Below are 17,983 nucleotides of genomic sequence, written 5' to 3' on the forward strand. Positions count from 1 at the left end.
ACGGGGACGATCCCGCATCCTACGTGCGCCGGCCGCGCGCTCCTCTCCCATAGGTCACGTTTCGCGGCCCGTCGCGCCGAATGCCGGCTCCGGCACACGGCGCAGGCGGCCGCACGGGCTCAGGGCGCGCGCTGGAACTCCAGTACCGCGCCGCCCTGGCGCAGGGTCAGGGTCTTGGCCGGGCCGGACTCGGGCGCGAACTCCAGCACCGCGCCGACCGAGTCGATCGCGAAGCGCGTGGGCGAGGTGGCGGCCAGTACGAACGAAGGCTGCCCGGCCATCTGCGCGAGCAGCTGCTCGCCCTGCTGGAACACATTGAGCACCATGCCCTCGCGCGTGTAGCGCCCGGCCACGCGTTCGCGCGCCGCCGCGGGCAGCGCGATCGCGACGGTCGCCGCGGGCAGCGGCTCGTCGGTGCGCGGCGAGAACGAGCCCTCGCCTTCGCCGTCGGCGTAGAAGCGGGTGCCGGTCACCGCGCCCTGGGCGTCGCGCTCGAAGCGCAGCCGGCTCAGACCGTCCTCGAATACGAACTCGTCCGGGCCGATCGCGGTCATCGCCACGCGCTGGCCGCCGAAACGCTGCGAGACCAGGCGGCCGTCGACCACCTGGATCGCGCGCGCGGTCTTGGGATCGGAGCGGTACACGCCTTCTAGCGACTTCAGTTGCGCCGGCGGCGGCGCGATCGCCTGGGCTTCCGGATAGGGCCGACCGATCGCGTAGGCGGCCAGCTTGCGCGCCAGCACCTCGGGCGCGCGCTTACCCGGCGCCACGCTGTCGCTGTTCTGCACGATCGCCACGGTCACGTCGCTGCCCGGCAGGTAGAGCAGGAACGACATCGCGCCGAAGATGCCGCCGCCGTGCGCGAGCAGGTCGCCGTCGCGCAGACGGGTGTGCTCGATGCCGTAGCCGTAGTGCTCCTTCAGCGCCGCGCCTTCGGGCTGGATCATCTTGGCGTAGAGATCGGCGCGCACGACCTTGCCTTCGTGCAGCGCGCGGTTCCAGCGCAGCAGATCGTCGACCGTGGACACCAGCGCGCCGGCCGCGTGCGGCTGGCTCATGCTGGCGTAGTTGGCCGGCGCCGGACGGCCCTGGCTGAGCGTGTAGCCCTGGACCTGGCCCGGGATCAGGGCGTGGTCGTCGCCCCAGCGGGTGTGCTTCAGGCCCAGCGGTTCGAACAGCGCCTGCTGCAGATACGCATGCCAGGGCTGGCCGCTGGCGGCCTCGATGACCGCGCCGACCAGCACGTAGCCGGAGTTGTTGTAGGCCCACTGCGCGCCGGGCGCGAAATCCACCGGCTGATTCTTGAAGGTGTCGATCAGCTGCGCCGTGCTCAGATCCATGCGGATCGGCCCGGCCATCACGCCGGGAATGCCGGTGTAGCTCTTCACCCCGGAGGTGTGATTGAGCAGCTGATGGACGCTGATGTGGGCGCCGTTGGGATAGTCGGGCAGATACTTGGACAGCGGGTCGTCCAGCGAGACCTTGCCGGCCTCGACCAGCTTGAGCAGGCCTGCGGCGGCGAACTGCTTGGTCACCGAGCCGATCCGGAACACGCTGTCGGGCGTGAGCGGCACGCCCAGCTCGACGCTGGCTTCGCCGCGCGCGCCGCGGAACAGCACCTGATCGCCGCGCGCGACCAAGAGCGCGGCGCCGGGGCCGTCGGCCGGGTAGTTGTCCTGTAGTTGCCGTTCGGCGAAACGCGCGACCTCGGCCGCATTCGGCGGCGTGGCGGCGAGCGCCGGCAGCGACGCGGCGGTCAGCGCGAGGGACAGAATCCAAAGACGCATGCGGGGGAGCTCCGTGAGCGACGGCGCCGGGGACTACGCCCGTCGATCGAGCGTCCCTGCCGTCGAGACGACGATACGGTCATGGGCCGGTGCGTTGCCAGTGTCGTAGCGGCCCGCGCGGGTCCGCTACGTCGCCGGCATCAAGGCCAATTTCTCGGCCGACCGACGCAAGCCACCGAGCACCGCGTCGGCGACATAGGCGGGAAAATCCGCGGGCAGCTCGCGTTCGACCTGAGCGATCGCCCGCGGCGTCGCGTCGATGATGTCCGCGATCTGGCTTTCGAAATCCATCCCCAGCCCGATCGAGCGCGCCATCGCGTTCCAGTGCCGGCGTTGGATTTCGGCGATGCGGTAGTGGTTGCTCTTGCTGCGTACGGCCATCGCCATTTTGAGTTTCTGCTGCGGGATCTTTCCGGCACTCGCCCCCGTCACCGGCCATGCCGACAGCACGTCGTACAACGGCGTCATGCGATAGCTGCCGCCCGCGCCTATGAACACGCTGAAGTTCTTGGCATGGCCATCGGTGGCCGCGAGCATCCAGAACAGCAGTTGGGCGCGATAGAAGGTTTCGCGATCGGCCTCGCGCTCAACCGAGTTCGCCAGCACTCGCAGGATGTCGGCCATGCCGGGGCCGCCATCGGCTTCGTATTTCCGCCATGCCGGCTGCCCCAGCACCTGGCAGAAATCCTCCTGGGGGATGCGTACGATCCAGCGCCCGTCCGCCGCCAGTTCGCGATCGAAGCGTCGCACCACCAAGGTCTGCTGGTCGCCGAATCGCATCATCCGGCACTCGGCTACCGGAATGCCGTAGGCGTGCAGCACGCGCGAGCACAGCCATTCGTTCTCGACCGAATCGCGCAGGTCGACGCGCAGGTTGCCTACCAGGCCCAGCGGCAACTTGAAGATATGGGTACTGGGCGTCGCCCCCAGCGGGCGCTGCCATCGGTCTTGATGCCAGAGCAGCGCGGTCTTTTCCTGTGCGCCCGCGATCGAGATCCGGAAATCCGTATCGTGGTCCTGGTTGGCGGCGCCATCGGGACGCACCACGTCGCGCAGCAACTGTTCGATCTCGGCCTCGTCCAGCGGCTTTCCATGGATCGCGCGCACGTCCTGCGGGGTCTCGCCCTCCGGCATCAGCTGCAAGGCCCCGACGCAGTCGCGGCCGATCTCGCGCAACAGGTCGAACGCCTGTTGCGAGGTGGCCCCGTACTTGGCCGCCAATCGTTCGCGGATCTTCTGGCTGTCCGGCAACAGATTCTCAAAGTAGTGGCGCACCTTGTCGCCACGATGCGGTGCGTTGGCCGGAGTGAACGGCAACGAAAGCGACAGCGGCCGGGCACGCGGAGATGCCAGCCAGGCAGGGTCATAAACCAGTTCCTGCCCCTCGCCGTGCGCGTTTCGCCACAGGCCCACGCGCTCCCCGTTCATCCATAGGGTCAGTGCACCGCTACGTTTTGCGCGCGCCATGGATCACCAGTGCCCAGGCTGACCTTCATCGGCGCCCGACTTTCGGTCGCGCAACAGGATTTCGACGTCGAGCGCGGCCAGTATCTGCAGCAAGCGCGAGAAGCTCGCGCTTTCGGGGTCGCGCTCCAGCGCGGACAGCGCCTGCTGAGTGATGCCCAGACGGTGCGCCAAGTTCGCCTGACTGTACTTCTTGGCTTTCCGGAAGCCTTTCAGCAGGGGCTCCAGTTGTCCGACCGTCCGCACGGTGTAGTCCATGGAGCGCTCCTCATATCAAATTACAGCTCATAACTTGTATATCATAAATACAAGCGATAAGTTGTTAAATGTAAAAACAACTCATAAGTTGTTAATGTGAAAAACAACTTAAGAGTTGTACTGACGAATCACAAGCGACTACATGCCCGAGCCGATCAGCGCCGCCAAATCAAACTGCGGTTATGAGCCGGCATCTCGACATCGTCGACCAGGTCCAGACCGATGCCGCGGGCGAGCGCGTCGACCGCTTCGAAATCGCGGATGCCCGAGACCGGATCGCGCTGCTTGAGCCAGCCATCGAAGTCGCGGTTGCTGTCGCTGGTGTAGGCACCGGCGTAATTGAAGGGGCCGTAGATCGCCACGGTCGCGGCATCGGCCAGCACCGTCGCCAGGCCGGCGAACACCGCCTCGACCTGCGGCCAGCCCATGATGTGCAGGGTGTTGGCGCTGAACACCGCGTCGTAGCCCGAGCGCAGCGCCACCGGATCGGTGGGGATGCGCGGCGGCGGCGCGAATCCGGGTACCGGCGCGGTCGCCGCCGACAGCTCGAACGGCGGCGGCGTATTGGCCAGCGCGGCCTCGTCCAGCCAGGCACGGATGCCGGGCAGGTGTTGGGCGCGATCGGAGCATTGCCAGACCCAGCCCGGCATCGCCGCGGCGAAATGCACCGCGTGTTGGCCGGTGCCGCTGCCGATCTCGAGCACGTTCGCGCGCGCCGGCAGGTGGCGCCGCAGCACCGCCAGAATCGGCTCGCGGTTGCGCTCGCAGGACGGCGAATGCGGTTTGCCGCTCATGCGCTCAGGCGTTCGCGCCGGCGCGCGCCAGATCGGCCAGCAGGCTCAGCGCCACCGCCTCGGCGGTCTTGATGCCGTCCACGCCGGCCGAAAGGATGCCGCCGGCGTAGCCCGCGCCTTCGCCGGCCGGGAACAGGCCGCGGGTGTTGAGGCTGTGGCCGTCGGCGCCGCGCGCGATGCGCACCGGCGAGGAAGTGCGCGTCTCCACCCCGGTCAGGATCGCGTCGTGCATGGCGAAGCCGCGCAGCTGTTTGTCGAAAGCCGGCAGCGCTTCGCGGATCGCCTCGATCGCATAGCCGGGCAGCGAGGCGTCCAGGCTGCCCAGGCGCACGCCGGGGGTGTAGGAGGGCTTCACCTCGCCGAATTCGCTGGACGCGCGGCGGGCGATGAAATCGCCGACCAGCTGCGCCGGCGCTTCGTACTCGCCGCCGCCCAGCTCGAACGCCAGCGCTTCCCAATGCCGCTGCAGGGCGATGCCGGCGAGCGGGCCCTCGCCGTAGGGCGCGTAGTCCTCGGGCGTGATCCCGCACACGATCGCGGCGTTGGCGTTGCGTTCGTTGCGCGAGTACTGGCTCATGCCGTTGGTGACCACGCGCCCGGGCTCGCTGGCGGCCGCGACCACGGTGCCGCCGGGGCACATGCAGAAGCTGTAGACCGAGCGGCCGTTGCGGCAGTGATGGACCAGCTTGTAGTCGGCCGCGCCCAGGATCGGATGCCCGGCTTGCGGGCCGAAGCGGGCGCGGTCGATCAACGACTGCGGGTGCTCGACCCGGAAGCCGATCGAGAACGGCTTGGCCTCCACGTATACGCCGCGCGCGTGCAGCATGGCGAAGGTGTCGCGCGCGCTGTGGCCCAGGGCCATGACCACGTGGTCGGCGCGCAGTTGCTCGCCGTTGGCCAGGGTCACGCCGCGCACATGACGCACGCCGGCCGCGTCGGTCTCGACCAGCAGGTCGTCGACCCGGTGCGAGAAACGGATCTCGCCGCCCAGCGCCTCGATGGTCGCGCGCATGTGCTCGACCATCGAGACCAGGCGGAAGGTGCCGATGTGCGGCTTGCTGACGTAGAGGATTTCCTCGGGCGCGCCGGCGGCGACGAACTCGGTCAGCACTTTGCGGCCGTGGTGCTGCTTGTCGCTGATCTGGCTGTACAGCTTGCCGTCGGAGAAGGTGCCGGCGCCGCCTTCGCCGAACTGCACGTTCGACTCCGGGTTGAGCACTTTCTTGCGCCACAGGCCGAAGGTGTCGACGGTGCGCTCGCGCACGGCCTTGCCGCGCTCGAGCACGATCGGGCGGAAGCCCATCTGCGCCAGCACCAGGGCGGCGAACAGGCCGCAGGGGCCCATGCCGATCACCAGCGGGCGCAGCGGCAGCTGGGCCGGCGCGCGGCCGACGAACTTGTAGGTGGTGTCCGGTGCGGGGCCCAGCTTGATCGGCGAACCCGCGCCGCGCGCCGACGCGGCCTCGGCCTGGGCGCGCCGCAGCAGTTCGGGCGCGCGCGGGCTGTCCACGTCCACCGTGTAGATCAGCACGATCGCGCCGCGCTTGCGCGCGTCGTAGCTGCGCTTGACCACGGTGTAGCCGTTGAGCTCGTCGGCGCCGATGCCCAGCCGGGCCAGGATCGCGTCGGTCAGCGCCGGCTCGGCGTGGTCCAGCGGCAGCTTGATGTCGGTGAGTCGGAGCATGGGCCAGGGCCTGGGCGGTGGCGCATTTTAGCGGGTCGCGGCGCCGCATCGCGGACGCGGCGGGCGCGGGCGTCGTCGCTGCCGTCGAATCGGCGACTCGCACGGCGCGCGCGGGCTGGCTGAACGTCTCACAGGCTGAGACGGCCGCGGGCTTAACTCGCCGCCTACCCCAGGCAGGAGCGGACATGGCACAGGCATTGGCGCGTCACGACGACGACGAACGCGGCCTGGTGCCGGCGCAGGGCCAGCGCGGCGACGGCGCCGCGCTGGTGCAGGCCCTGGGCCGCCGCTACGCCGACCGCATCACCGGCCACTACGTGCTGCCGGGGCGCGAGGGCCGCTACGCGCCCCTGCCCGAGGACGTGCCCGCGGCCCTGCGGGCAGCCCTGCGCGCGCGCGGCATCGAGCGCCTGTACAGCCATCAGGCCGAGGCCTGGGCCGCGACCCAGGCCGGCGAGCACGTCGCCGTGGTCACCCCGACCGCCTCGGGCAAATCGCTGTGCTACACCCTGCCGGTGCTGTCGGCGGCGATGGCCGGCGGCGCCAAGGCTTTGTATCTGTTCCCGACCAAGGCCCTGGCCCAGGACCAGGTCGCCGAACTGCTGGAGCTCAATCGCGCCGGCGAACTCGGGGTGAAAGCCTTCACCTTCGACGGCGACACCCCGGGCGATGCGCGCCAGGCGATCCGCCTGCACGGCGACATTGTGGTGTCCAACCCGGACATGCTGCACCAGGCGATCCTGCCGCATCACACCAAGTGGGCGCAGTTCTTCGAGAACCTGCGCTACGTGGTGATCGACGAGATCCACACCTACCGCGGCGTGTTCGGCAGCCATGTCGCCAACGTGCTGCGGCGGCTGAAGCGGGTGTGCACGTTCTACGGCGCGAATCCGCAGTTCATCCTGTGCTCGGCCACCATCGGCAATCCGCAGGCGCATGCGCAGGCCCTGATCGAGGCGCCCGTGCGCGCGATCGTCGACTCCGGCGCGCCCAGCGGCGACAAGCACGTGCTGCTGTGGAATCCGCCGGTGGTCAACGCCGACCTCGGCCTGCGCGCGTCGGCGCGCTCGCAGAGCAACCGCATCGCGCGCATCGCGATCAAGTCCGGGCTCAAGACCCTGGTGTTCGCGCAGAGCCGGCTGATGGTGGAAGTGCTGACCAAGTACCTCAAGGACGTGTTCGATCACGACCCGCGCAAGCCGGCGCGGATCCGCGCCTACCGCGGCGGCTACCTGCCCGGCGAGCGCCGCGAGGCCGAGCGGGCGATGCGCGACGGCCGCGTCGACGGCATCGTTTCGACCTCGGCGCTGGAGCTGGGCGTGGACATCGGCAGCCTGGATGCGGTGGTGCTCAACGGCTATCCGGGCTCGGTCGCCGCGACCTGGCAACGTTTCGGCCGCGCCGGCCGCCGCCAGCGCCCCGCTCTGGGCGTACTGGTGGCCAGTTCGCAGCCGCTGGACCAGTACGTGGTGCGGCATCCGGAATTCTTCGCCGATAGCCCGCCCGAGCACGCGCGCATCGCGCCCGACCAGCCGCTGATCCTGTTCGATCACATCCGCTGCGCGTCCTTCGAGCTGCCGTTCCAGGTCGGCGAGGCCTACGGCCCGATCGATCCGCAGGTGTATCTGGAGGCGCTGGCGGAAACCGAGGTGCTGCACCGCGAGGGCGAGCGCTGGGAATGGATCGCCGACAGCTACCCGGCCAACGCGGTCAGCCTGCGCTCGGTCGCCGACGGCAACTTCGTGGTGGTCGACCGCAGCGACGGCCGCCAGACCATCATCGCCGAGGTCGACTACTCGGCCGCAGCGCTGACCTTGTACGAAGGCGCGATCCACATGATCCAGTCCACGCCGTATCAAGTGGAGAAGCTGGATTGGGAGGGGCGCAAGGCCTACGTCACCCGCACCCACGTCGACTACTACACCGACTCGATCGATTACACCAAGCTCAAGGTGCTGGAGCGCTTCGACGGCGGCGAGGCCGGCCTGGGCGACAGCCACCACGGCGAGGTCCACGTGGTCCGGCGCGTGGCCGGCTACAAAAAGATCCGCTACTACACCCACGAGAACATCGGTTACGGCCCGGTCAACCTGCCCGACCAGGAACTGCACACCACCGCGGTGTGGTGGCAGCTGCCGGCGGCGGTGCTGCGCTCGGCCTTCGCTTCGCGCCAGGATGCGCTGGACGGTTTCCTCGGCGCCGGCCATGCGCTGCACGTGGTGGCGACGGTGGCGGTGATGGCCGACGCGCGCGATCTGCAGAAGGCGGTGGGCAACGGCGACGGCGCCTGGTTCGCGGCCGCCGACCGCAACGGCCGCGGCCAACTGCGCGGCGTCGAAGGCGGCGAGGTCGCCTTGCTGGAAGTGCAGCAGTTCGTGCCCACGGTGTATCTGTACGACAACTTCCCCGGCGGCGTCGGCCTGAGCGAACCGCTGTGGACGCGCCAGGCCGAATTGCTGACGCGCGCGTCCGAGCTGGTCGAGCGCTGCGACTGCCGCGCCGGCTGCCCGGCTTGCGTCGGCCCGGCCCTGGCCGCCGACGAACGCGACGGCACGGCCACGCCCAAGGCGCTGGCGCGGCAAGTGCTGAGCCTGCTGCGCGCGGACGCGGCGGCATGAGCGTCAGCGCCGAGAAGCTGCGCCTGCTGCAGCGGCAGGCGCGCGGCGTGGCAGCGCCACCGTCCGTATCGGCGCCCGCGCCGGACGCGCCGCCGGACGCGCAGCACAGCCTGGAACAACTGCGCCGCCTGCTCGGCGTGCGCGAACGCGCGCCGAACGCGTGGGCCATGCCGCGCGCACCGCTGGACCGCGATCTACCCGGCGAGGAGATCGCGCCCGGCCTGCGCCTGATCCAGCAGCATCTGGCTTGCGAATCGCCCACGCAGGCGCTGTCGCTGGCCTTCGCCAAGCGCGCCGAGGACAGCGTCGATCCGCGCCGACTGCTGTTCTTCGACACCGAGACCACCGGCCTGGCCGGCGGCACCGGCACCCGCGCCTTCATGATCGGCGCCGCCGATTGGCACCGCGATCCGCTGCACGGCGACGGCCTGCGCGTGCGTCAGTTGCTGATCGCCTCGCTCGCGGCCGAGCCGGCGATGCTGCGGGCTTTCGCCCAGTGGCTGCGGCCGGACACCGTGCTGTCCAGTTACAACGGCCGCTGCTACGACGCGCCGCTGCTGAAAACGCGCTACCGCCTGGCCCGCATCGAAGATCCGCTGCAAGCGCTGGACCACGTCGACCTGCTGTTCCCGACCCGGCGCCGCTACCGCGGCACTTGGGAGAACTGCCGCCTGGCCACGGTCGAACGCGAGCTGCTGCGGATCGTGCGCGAAGACGACCTGCCCGGTTCGCAGGCACCGGCGGCCTGGTTGCAGTACCTGCGCGGCGGCGGCGCCGGCCTGCTGCGGCGCGTGGTCGCCCACAACCACCAGGACGTGGTGACCTTGGCGCAGCTGATGCGCCGCCTGGTCGAGGCCGAAGCCGCGAGCCCGCACTGAGGCGACGCCTTCATGCCGCGCACACGCAGACCGCCGCAGGCTGCATCCACCCCATCCTCGCGGAGCCGTGCCATGTCGCGCCTCGTCCTGCCCACCGTGCTGCTGTTGTCGATGACCGCCTGCGTCAGCGCCCCGCCGCCGCCCGGCGCCGCGGTCCCGCCCAGCGGGCAGTGCAATGCCGAAGGCGCGCGCTGGGCGATCGGCCGCGGCATCGACGACGACACCACCAACCGCATCCTGCGCGACACAGGCAGCCGCGACGCGCGCGTGCTCAAACCCGGCATGGGCGCGACCATGGATTACCGCCCCGACCGCATCAACATCGACCTCAACGACCGCGGCGCGATCACCGGCCTGCGCTGCGGCTGAGCGGTAGTTCGAAACGAGAACGCGCGGCGGCGGGTTAATCTTCGGCACAGCCACGGGCGCGCACCCTGAGCGCGCCCCACGAACCGGAGCCCCGCCATGCCCTCTATCCGTATCGCACTCGCCGTCGGCGCCCTCGCCGTGGTCGCCCTCGGCGCTTGCGCCAGCCAGGCCAATCCGCCGCAAATGTCGCGCCCGCTGCCGCCGGAAGAACTGACCTGCAACGCCGACGCCGCCAAGGCCGCCGCGCTGGGCAAAACCGCGAGCGCCGAGGTAGTGGAGCGCGCGCGCACCGACGCCGGCGCGCGCAATGCGCGCGTGCTCAAGCCGGGTCAGATGGTGACCATGGAGTACCAGGAAGGCCGGCTCAACATCGACGTCGACGAAAACAACGTCATCACCCATCTGCGCTGCGGCTGAGGCCGGCGCGCGGACGCCAGCGCGCGCTAGACTCGGCGACGACCCCGCTTGGAGTTCCGCATGCGTCGCGCGCCTTGGCTGATCGCCGCCATCGTCCTGCTCGGCCTGTGGCTTTGGTCGCAGCGCCAGGCGCCCCTGCCCGCGCCGACCGCGCCGACCGCGTCGCCCGCCGCTTCGCGTTCGGCGCCGGTGCCGGTCGCGGCGGGTAACGCCGCCACCGACTTCCTGCCGGCCGAAGCCCACGAGGTGCTCGCTCGCATCGCGCGCGGCGGGCCCTACCAGCATCGCCAGGACGGCGGCACGTTCCAGAACCGCGAACGTCGCCTGCCCGCGCAACCGCGCGGCTATTACCGCGAGTACACGGTCGAAACCCCGGGCGAGAACGACCGCGGCGCGCGCCGCATCGTCACCGGCGGCGATCCGCCCAGCGAGTACTACTACAGCGACGATCACTACCGCAGCTTCCGCCGCTTCGATCCCGGCCAGGTGCAGCCATGAAGACCCAGGAACTGCGCGAGCTGCTCGCCGATCCGGCCCAGGCCGGCGCCTATTTCGTCGACGCGGCCGATACGCAGGCCCTGGCCGAGGCCGGCGCCTTCCTGGAATTCGCGGTCGCGCGCATCGACCTGGACGGTTGCGGCGACAAGGGCGAACTGCTGCGGCGCGTGGCGGCGGCGCTGAATTTTCCGGACTGGTTCGGACACAACTGGGACGCGCTCGCCGACGGCCTGGAAGACCTGTCCTGGTTGCCGGCCGGCGGCTATCTGCTGCTGCTGGAGCGCGCCCAGGATTGGCAGGCGCAGGCTGGCGAGGATGCCGCGGTGCTGCTGGACATCCTCAACGAGGCCTCGGCGCAATGGGCCGAGGCGCGCAAGCCGTTCTGGGCGCTGTTTCCGCTGCCCAGCGAACGCTTGGATGCGATGGGGTGATGGGCCGCAGAGCGTGCGGACGCCGCGCGCCGCGCCGCATTCGCCGCGATGGCGGGTTGCGCGATGGTGCGGTCATCACCGCACCCTACGCAGAGGAGTCGGCCAGTGGATGCCGCAGGCTGCGGTGAGCCGCAGGCGCACCGCACCGACGCCCTCCACCGAACCACGCCGCGCGCATCGAGTGCGCGGAGACCTCAACGGCGATCGTCGCCCTTATCGTCCTTGCCCTTCAGATCGATCTTGTCTTCCTTGTCGCTCCAGCGCACTTCCTGCTTGCGCTCGCACCAGCTCGGCACCGGTTCGCCGGGGCGGTCGGGCTGGCTGGTGCATTCCGGACGCGCATCGACCGCGGCGTTGGTGTCCAGGTAATCGGGCGAGCTGGCGCAGGCGCCCAGCAACAGCAGCGGCGCGAGCAGGGACAGACGGGCGGGCAGCAGGGACATGGAAGGCTCCGTGACGAGGGGGAACCCGACCTTGCCGCAGCACCAGGCGCCGCGGCAAGGGTCGTCGGTCAGGCGGTCTCGGCGACCACGTGGGACGGGACGGGTTGGGTGCGCGCGTAGCGCCAGGCGATCAGCACGCCCAGCACCAGCAGGCCCGAAGCGATGAACCAGGGTACGCCCGGCAGGTGCACCGGCGTGGACTTGCCGACGAAGTAACCGAAGCTGCCCGCGAACAGGGTCGGGCCGACGATACCGGCCAGGCTGATCAGGCTCATCAGCGCGCCCTGGATGCGGCCCTGCACGTCCGCGCCGACCTGGCGCGTGATCAGGGCCTGGGTCGCCGGCGCGGCCATCGCCCACAACGCGCTGATCGGCAGACCGATCAGGAACAACCAGCCGACATCGGCGAAACCGTAGACCATGAAGCCGATCGCGCCGCAGCCCAGTCCCAGCAGCAGGGTGCGGCGTTCGCCGAACGCCTTCACCGCGCGTCCGATCAGGACCACGTTGACGATCACGCTGAGCACGCCGACCACGCCCAGCACGTAGCCCACTTCCTGCTCCTCCCAACCGTAGCGGTAATCGGCGAACAGCACGAACACGCTGGGATAGACGTAATGGGCAAGGTTGGCGATGAACACCACCGCGGCCAGGCCGAACACCTGCGGATAGCGCTTGAGCAGGACCAGCGAGCCGATCGGGTTGGCGTGCGACCAGTCGAACCTGGCGCTGCGCTTGTCCGGCGGCAGCGATTCGGGCAGCACGAACAGGCCATAGCAGAAGTTCAGCAGCGCCAGCGCGGCCGCGAACCAGAACGGCAACCGCACGTCGTAGTGGCCGAGCTGTCCGCCGATCACCGGACCGACGATGAAGCCCAGGCCGAACGCGGCGCCGATCATGCCGTAGCTCTTGGCGCGCTCTTCCGGCGCGGTGACGTCGGCGATGTAGGCGTTGGCGGTGCTGAAGCTGGCCGAGGTGATGCCCGAGATCACCCGGCCGACCAACAGCCACGGCAAGGTGTTGGCCAGGGCCATGAAGATGAAGTCCAGACCCAGCCCCAGGCACGACAGCAGGATCACCGGACGGCGCCCGTAGCGGTCGGATAGCGAACCCTGGATCGGCGCGCACACGAACTGGATCGCCGCGAACAAGGTGCCGAACACCGCGATCCAATAGGCCGCGTGTTCGGTGTCGCCCCCGGCGAATTGTTTGATCAGTCGCGGCAGCACCGGAATGATCAGACCGAACGACAACACGTCGATCAGCACGGTAATGAAAATGAAAACGAGCGCGGCGCGGCGCGCGCCGGGAACGGATGCGGTCACGAGGGGGGCGTCGAAGCGGAAGCGATGGCGCAGTCTAGCGCGCGCGACCCCAGGCGACCCGTGCCGGAGCGCCCACGGGGATGGTTTCCGACGTTACTAATTGCCCGCGTCGCGACGGATTTCACGATTGCGATCAGTCACTTGCGCAACCGGTGCGGAGCGCTGCGCAGGCGCTGCGCAGCCCATTGCGGGCATGGCGCCCGAACGCATACCCGAACGAATTGCCGCATCGCACAAATTGTGATTTATTCGAATCACGCTCGGTCACGACACGCTGGTACGGGACATGTCCCGCGCCCTTGGCAGGTCTGCCCGCGCGTGCAGCTAGCCAGCGATCCATTCGTGTTCTTACGGGCCTGCGCCGACCGGCGCGGGCATGTTCACCGAGAGCCTTCCGGAGCAGCGATGCAAGCCAACCCGCAAGCGATGCTGTACGACCCTCGCGACGAGCGGGACAGCTGCGGCTTCGGCCTGATCGCGCAGCTAGACGACCGCCCCAGCCGCGCATTGGTCGACCGCGCACTGGAAGCGCTGGCGCGCATGACCCATCGCGGCGGCATCGCCGCCGACGGCCTCAGCGGCGACGGCTGCGGCCTGTTGATCCGCCATCCCGACAGCTTCCTGCGCACGCTCGCGCGCGAAAGCGGCATCGCCCTGGGCGCGCATTACTGCGCCGGCCTGGTGTTCCTGCCGCACGACGAGGCGCAGGCCGCGCAGGCGCGCGCGATCCTTACCGAGACCCTGGAGCACGAGAATCTGCGCCTGGCCGGTTGGCGCATCGTGCCGGTGGATCTGAGCGCCTGCGGCGAACTGGCGCGCAAGACCATGCCGCGGATCGAGCAGGTGTTCGTGGAGGCGGCCTCGCCCTTCGATCCGGCCGGCTTCCAGCGTTCGCTGTTCCTGGCCCGGCGCCGCGCCGAGCAGCGCCTGCGCGCGATCCAGGACTTCTACGTCGTCAGCCTGTCCTCGGCCAGCATCGGCTACAAGGGCATGGTCCTGCCCGACCGTCTGACCCAGTTGTATCCGGATCTGCAGCGCGAAGACCTGGTCGCCAGCGCGGTGGTGTTCCACCAGCGCTTCTCCACCAACACCACGCCGCGCTGGCCGCTGGCGCAGCCGTTCCGCCTGCTCGCCCACAACGGCGAGATCAACACCATCGCCGGCAACCGCGCCTGGGCGCAGGCGCGCGCGCACGCCTGGCGCACGCCGACCCTGGACCTGCGCGAGTTCGACCAAGTGGTGAGCACCGACGGTTCGGATTCGCAGAGCCTGGACAACATGCTGGAGGTGCTGCAGGCCGGCGGCATGGACCTGCTGAAGGCGATGCGCATCCTGATTCCGCCGGCGACGCAGTCGCTGGAATACAAGGACGCCGACCTCGCCGCCTTCTACGAGTACTACGCGCTCAACACCGAACCCTGGGACGGCCCGGCCGGCATCGTCACCTGCGACGGCCGCTACGCCGCCTGCACCCTGGACCGCAACGGCCTGCGCCCGGCGCGCTGGCTGCGCTCGCGCGACCGCCATTTCCTGATCGCGTCCGAAGCCGGCGTGTGGGAACTGCCGGCCAGCGAGATCGAGGCCAAGGGCAAGCTCGGTCCGGGCGAGATGATCGCCGCCGATCTGTATCAGGGCGAGCTGCTGGACTCCGAGGCGATCGACCGCATCAACCGCGCGCGCGCGCCGTACAAGCGTTGGCTCAAGCAGGGCATGACCTACCTGCACAGCGAGCTGATCGATCCCAACCTGGCCGCCGAACCCTTCGATCCCGACACCCTGGCCGGTTTCCAGAAGCTGTTCCAGCTCAGCCGCGAGGAGCGCGAACAGGTGCTGCGCCCGCTCGCCGAGACCGAGCAGGAAGCCACCGGCTCGATGGGCGACGACGTGCCGATGGCGGTGCTGTCGCAGCAGGTGCGCCCGCTCTACGACCATTTCCGCCAGGCCTTCGCTCAGGTCACCAACCCGCCCATCGACCCGCTGCGCGAGGACTGCGTGATGTCGCTGGCGGTGCAGCTGGGCCGCGAGGGCAACGTCTTCGTCGACGGGCCCGGCAACGTCGGCCACATCCACCTCAACTCGCCGGTGCTGGCGCAACGCAAGCTGCGTCAGCTACTGGCGCTGGCGCCGTTCGACCGCTCGCATCGCTTCATCGACCTCAACTTCGATCCGGCCGAGGGCCTGAAGGCCGCGCTGCACCGGATCTGCGCCGAGGCCGAAGCGGCCGCGCGCGAAGGGGTGGTGCTGCTGATCCTGACCGACCGCCGCCCGCGTCGCGACGCGCTGATGCTGCATGCCCTGCTCGCCACCGGCGCGGTCCACCAGCACCTGGTGCGCACCGGCCTGCGCTGCGAATCCAACCTGATCGTCGAGACCGGCACCGCGCGCGATCCGCACCACTTCGCCTGCCTGCTCGGCTTCGGCGCGACCGCGGTGTATCCGTACCTGGCCTATCAGACCCTGCACGACCTGGGCGTGCGCGGCATCCTCAAGACCAAGCACGGCGAAGTCGCGCAGATCGGCCGCAGCTACCGGCGCGGGATCAAGAAGGGCCTGCTCAAGATCATCTCCAAGATGGGCATCGCGACCATCGGCAGTTATCGCGGCGCGCAGCTGTTCGAGATCATCGGCCTGGACCGCGAGGTGGTGGAGCTGTGCTTCGATGGCGCGCCCTCGCGCATCGGCGGCGCCGGTTTCGCCGAGCTGCAGGCCGACGCCGCGCACCTGGCCGCGCAGGGCTGGGACGCCAATCGCCTGCCCGAGATCGGCGGCCTGCTGCGCTACGTGCCCGGCGGCGAATACCACCTGTTCAACCCCGACGTGGTCACGCGCCTGCAACGCGCGGTCGGCAGCGGCGACTGGGCCGATTGGCAGTCCTATGCCGAGGCGGTGAACGAACGCCCGACCGCGGCGCTGCGCGACCTGCTGCAGCTACGCAGCGAAGGTGTGACGCCGATCGATGTCAGCGAAGTGGAACCGGTGTCGGCGATCGTCAAGCGCTTCGACTCGGCCGCGATGAGCCTGGGCGCGCTGTCGCCGGAGGCGCACGAGGCGCTGGCGATCGCGATGAATCGCCTGGGCGGGCGTTCGAACTCCGGCGAAGGCGGCGAAGACCCCGCGCGCTATCGCAGCGACAAGGTCTCCAAGATCAAGCAGATCGCCTCCGGCCGCTTCGGCGTGACCCCGGAGTACCTGGTCAACGCCGAAGTGCTGCAGATCAAGATCGCCCAGGGCGCCAAGCCCGGCGAAGGCGGCCAGCTGCCCGGCCACAAGGTCAACGAGCTGATCGCGCGCCTGCGTTTCGCCATGCCCGGCATCGGCCTGATCTCGCCGCCGCCGCATCACGACATCTACTCGATCGAGGACCTGGCCCAGCTGATCCACGACCTGCGCCAGGTCAATCCGCAGGCGCTGATCTCGGTCAAGCTGGTCTCGCACGCGGGCGTGGGCACTATCGCCACCGGCGTGGCCAAGGCCGGCGCCGATCTGATCACGGTGTCCGGCCACGACGGCGGCACCGGCGCCAGCCCGCTGTCGTCGATCCGCTACGCCGGCACGCCGTGGGAGCTGGGCCTGGCCGAAGCGCGCCAGGCCTTGATCGCCAACGACCTGCGCGAGCGGGTGATTCTGCAGACCGATGGCGGCCTGAAGAGCGGCCTGGACGTGGTCAAGGCCGCGCTGCTGGGCGCGGAAAGCTTCGGCTTCGGCACCGCGCCGATGATCGCGCTGGGCTGCAAGTACCTGCGCATCTGCCACCTCAACAACTGCGCCACCGGCGTGGCCACCCAGGACGACAAACTGCGCCGCGACCATTTCACCGGCCTGCCCGAGCGCGTGGAGAATTTCTTCCGCCTGCTGGCCGAGGAAGTGCGCCAGTGGCTGGCCACGCTGGGCGTGCGCACGCTGGGCGAGATCGTCGGCCGCACCGATCTGCTGCTGCAAAGCGACGGCGACAGCGCGCGCCAGCAGCGTCTGGACCTGGCCCCGCTATTGGCTGGCTCCGGCCTCAGCCACGGCGGCCATTGCGGCATGCCGGCGCCGCCGATCGCGCCCGAGGGCCTGTCCGCGCAACTGGAGCTGGAACTGGCCGACGCGATCGCGCACAAGCGCGGCGGCGCATTCGCCTACCCGATCCGCAACACCGACCGCAGCATCGGCGCGCGTTTGTCCGGGCGTATCGCGCGCCTGCACGGCGACCGCGGCATGGCCGACGCGCCGCTGGACCTGCGCTTCACCGGCACCGCCGGCCAGAGCTTCGGCGCGTTCCAGGCCGGCGGCCTGCGTTTCGAGCTCGAAGGCGAAGCCAACGACTACGTAGGCAAGGGCATGGCCGGCGGCCGCATCGTGCTGCGCCCGCCCAGCGGCGCGCGCTACGTCGCTCACGAGACGCCGATCCTGGGCAACACTTGTCTGTACGGCGCCACCGGCGGCGAGCTGTACGCGGCCGGCCGCGCCGGCGAACGCTTCGGCGTGCGCAACTCCGGCGCGACCGCGGTGGTGGAAGGCGCCGGCGATCACTGCTGCGAGTACATGACCGGCGGCGTGGTCGCGGTGCTGGGCCGCACCGGCCTGAACTTCGGCGCCGGCTTCACCGGCGGCATGGCCTATGTGCTGGACACCGAGCGCGATTTCGTCGACCGCTACAACCACGAACTGATCGACATCCTGCGCATCTCCGCCGACGGCTTCGAGCACCACCGCTCGCATCTGCGCGACCTGCTGGAGACCCACGCCGAACTCACCGGCAGCGTGTGGGCGCGCCGGATCCTGGACGAGATGCGCGACTACATGGGCAAGTTCTGGCTGGTGAAGCCGAAGGCGGCGAGTCTGGAATCGCTGGCGGAAACGCTAAGGAGCGCAGCATGAATTCGATCGTCTTCGCAGCAAGAGCAAATCCCCCCTGCCCCCCTTTTTCAAAGGGGGGGAAGGCAATTGCGTTTTCGTCGCCGCCTGAAGTCTGCGCCTCACGCCACAAACCGGTACGTCTCCCCCCTTTGAAAAAGGGTGAAGTGGCGTGCTT

13 protein-coding genes and 1 pseudogene are annotated in these 17,983 nt (G+C 69.6%); 7 read left to right on the top strand and 7 right to left on the bottom strand.

Features of this window, described 5'->3' with window-relative positions; translation table 11 throughout:
• Positions 1-119: 119 nt before the first annotated feature.
• The 5 genes from ASD69_RS09545 to ASD69_RS09565 all read right to left on the bottom strand — a co-directional run bounded on the left by ASD69_RS09545 (position 120) and on the right by ASD69_RS09565 (position 5,987).
• Positions 120-1,787 (bottom strand): serine hydrolase domain-containing protein, encoded by a 1,668-nt coding sequence (locus ASD69_RS09545; protein WP_056177246.1) that lies wholly within the window; start codon positions 1,785-1,787, stop codon positions 120-122.
• A 126-nt stretch (positions 1,788-1,913) separates the two neighbouring features.
• The gene (locus ASD69_RS09550) at positions 1,914-3,254 is read right to left on the bottom strand and encodes a type II toxin-antitoxin system HipA family toxin (RefSeq protein ID WP_056177248.1); all 1,341 of its coding nucleotides are present in this window, start codon (positions 3,252-3,254) and stop codon (positions 1,914-1,916) included.
• 3 nt (positions 3,255-3,257) lie between these two features.
• The gene (locus ASD69_RS09555; RefSeq protein WP_056177250.1) at positions 3,258-3,509 is read right to left on the bottom strand and encodes a helix-turn-helix transcriptional regulator; all 252 of its coding nucleotides are present in this window, start codon (positions 3,507-3,509) and stop codon (positions 3,258-3,260) included.
• Positions 3,510-3,664: 155 nt separating this feature from the next.
• Positions 3,665-4,303 carry a DUF938 domain-containing protein gene (locus ASD69_RS09560; protein WP_056177253.1) on the bottom strand — a complete coding sequence of 213 codons (639 nt, stop codon included), beginning with the start codon at positions 4,301-4,303 and terminating at the stop codon, positions 3,665-3,667.
• Between the two features lie 4 nt (positions 4,304-4,307).
• Positions 4,308-5,987: an NAD(P)/FAD-dependent oxidoreductase gene (locus tag ASD69_RS09565; protein ID WP_056177255.1), complete on the bottom strand. Its 1,680-nt coding sequence runs from the start codon at positions 5,985-5,987 to the stop codon at positions 4,308-4,310.
• A gap of 185 nt (positions 5,988-6,172) precedes the next feature.
• Here ASD69_RS09565 and ASD69_RS09570 point away from each other — a divergent pair, with 185 nt between their 5' ends.
• The 6 genes and pseudogenes from ASD69_RS09570 to ASD69_RS09595 all read left to right on the top strand — a co-directional run bounded on the left by ASD69_RS09570 (position 6,173) and on the right by ASD69_RS09595 (position 11,198).
• On the top strand, positions 6,173-8,605 hold the full coding sequence (locus tag ASD69_RS09570) for a DEAD/DEAH box helicase (protein ID WP_056177257.1): 2,433 nt from the start codon (positions 6,173-6,175) through the stop codon (positions 8,603-8,605).
• Between the two features lie 119 nt (positions 8,606-8,724).
• Positions 8,725-9,483: pseudogene (locus tag ASD69_RS09575) on the top strand (ribonuclease H-like domain-containing protein); the annotation flags it as partial.
• A 72-nt stretch (positions 9,484-9,555) separates the two neighbouring features.
• On the top strand, positions 9,556-9,852 hold the full coding sequence (locus ASD69_RS09580) for an I78 family peptidase inhibitor (RefSeq protein ID WP_056177259.1): 297 nt from the start codon (positions 9,556-9,558) through the stop codon (positions 9,850-9,852).
• A gap of 96 nt (positions 9,853-9,948) precedes the next feature.
• Complete coding sequence (locus tag ASD69_RS09585) at positions 9,949-10,269, top strand: I78 family peptidase inhibitor (RefSeq protein ID WP_082576403.1); 321 nt, start codon at positions 9,949-9,951, stop codon at positions 10,267-10,269.
• Between the two features lie 60 nt (positions 10,270-10,329).
• Positions 10,330-10,767: a ribonuclease domain-containing protein gene (locus ASD69_RS09590; RefSeq protein WP_056177262.1), complete on the top strand. Its 438-nt coding sequence runs from the start codon at positions 10,330-10,332 to the stop codon at positions 10,765-10,767.
• Positions 10,764-11,198 (top strand): barstar family protein, encoded by a 435-nt coding sequence (locus ASD69_RS09595; protein WP_056177264.1) that lies wholly within the window; start codon positions 10,764-10,766, stop codon positions 11,196-11,198. The genes ASD69_RS09590 and ASD69_RS09595 overlap by 4 nt, the downstream gene beginning before the upstream one ends.
• A gap of 194 nt (positions 11,199-11,392) precedes the next feature.
• Here ASD69_RS09595 and ASD69_RS09600 read toward each other — a convergent pair whose 3' ends face one another.
• Together ASD69_RS09600 and ASD69_RS09605 are read right to left on the bottom strand one after the other, a co-directional pair.
• Positions 11,393-11,641: a hypothetical protein gene (locus ASD69_RS09600; protein WP_056177266.1), complete on the bottom strand. Its 249-nt coding sequence runs from the start codon at positions 11,639-11,641 to the stop codon at positions 11,393-11,395.
• A gap of 68 nt (positions 11,642-11,709) precedes the next feature.
• A complete protein-coding gene (locus ASD69_RS09605; RefSeq protein WP_056177268.1) occupies positions 11,710-12,966 on the bottom strand; it encodes a TCR/Tet family MFS transporter in 1,257 nt (418 codons plus the stop codon).
• A 405-nt stretch (positions 12,967-13,371) separates the two neighbouring features.
• Between ASD69_RS09605 and gltB the strand changes: the two genes are divergently transcribed.
• Complete coding sequence (gltB, locus tag ASD69_RS09610) at positions 13,372-17,829, top strand: glutamate synthase large subunit (RefSeq protein WP_056177270.1); 4,458 nt, start codon at positions 13,372-13,374, stop codon at positions 17,827-17,829.
• Positions 17,830-17,983: the final 154 nt, after the last annotated feature.

The organism is Lysobacter sp. Root604, from assembly GCF_001427505.1.
Lineage (GTDB): Bacteria > Pseudomonadota > Gammaproteobacteria > Xanthomonadales > Xanthomonadaceae > Lysobacter.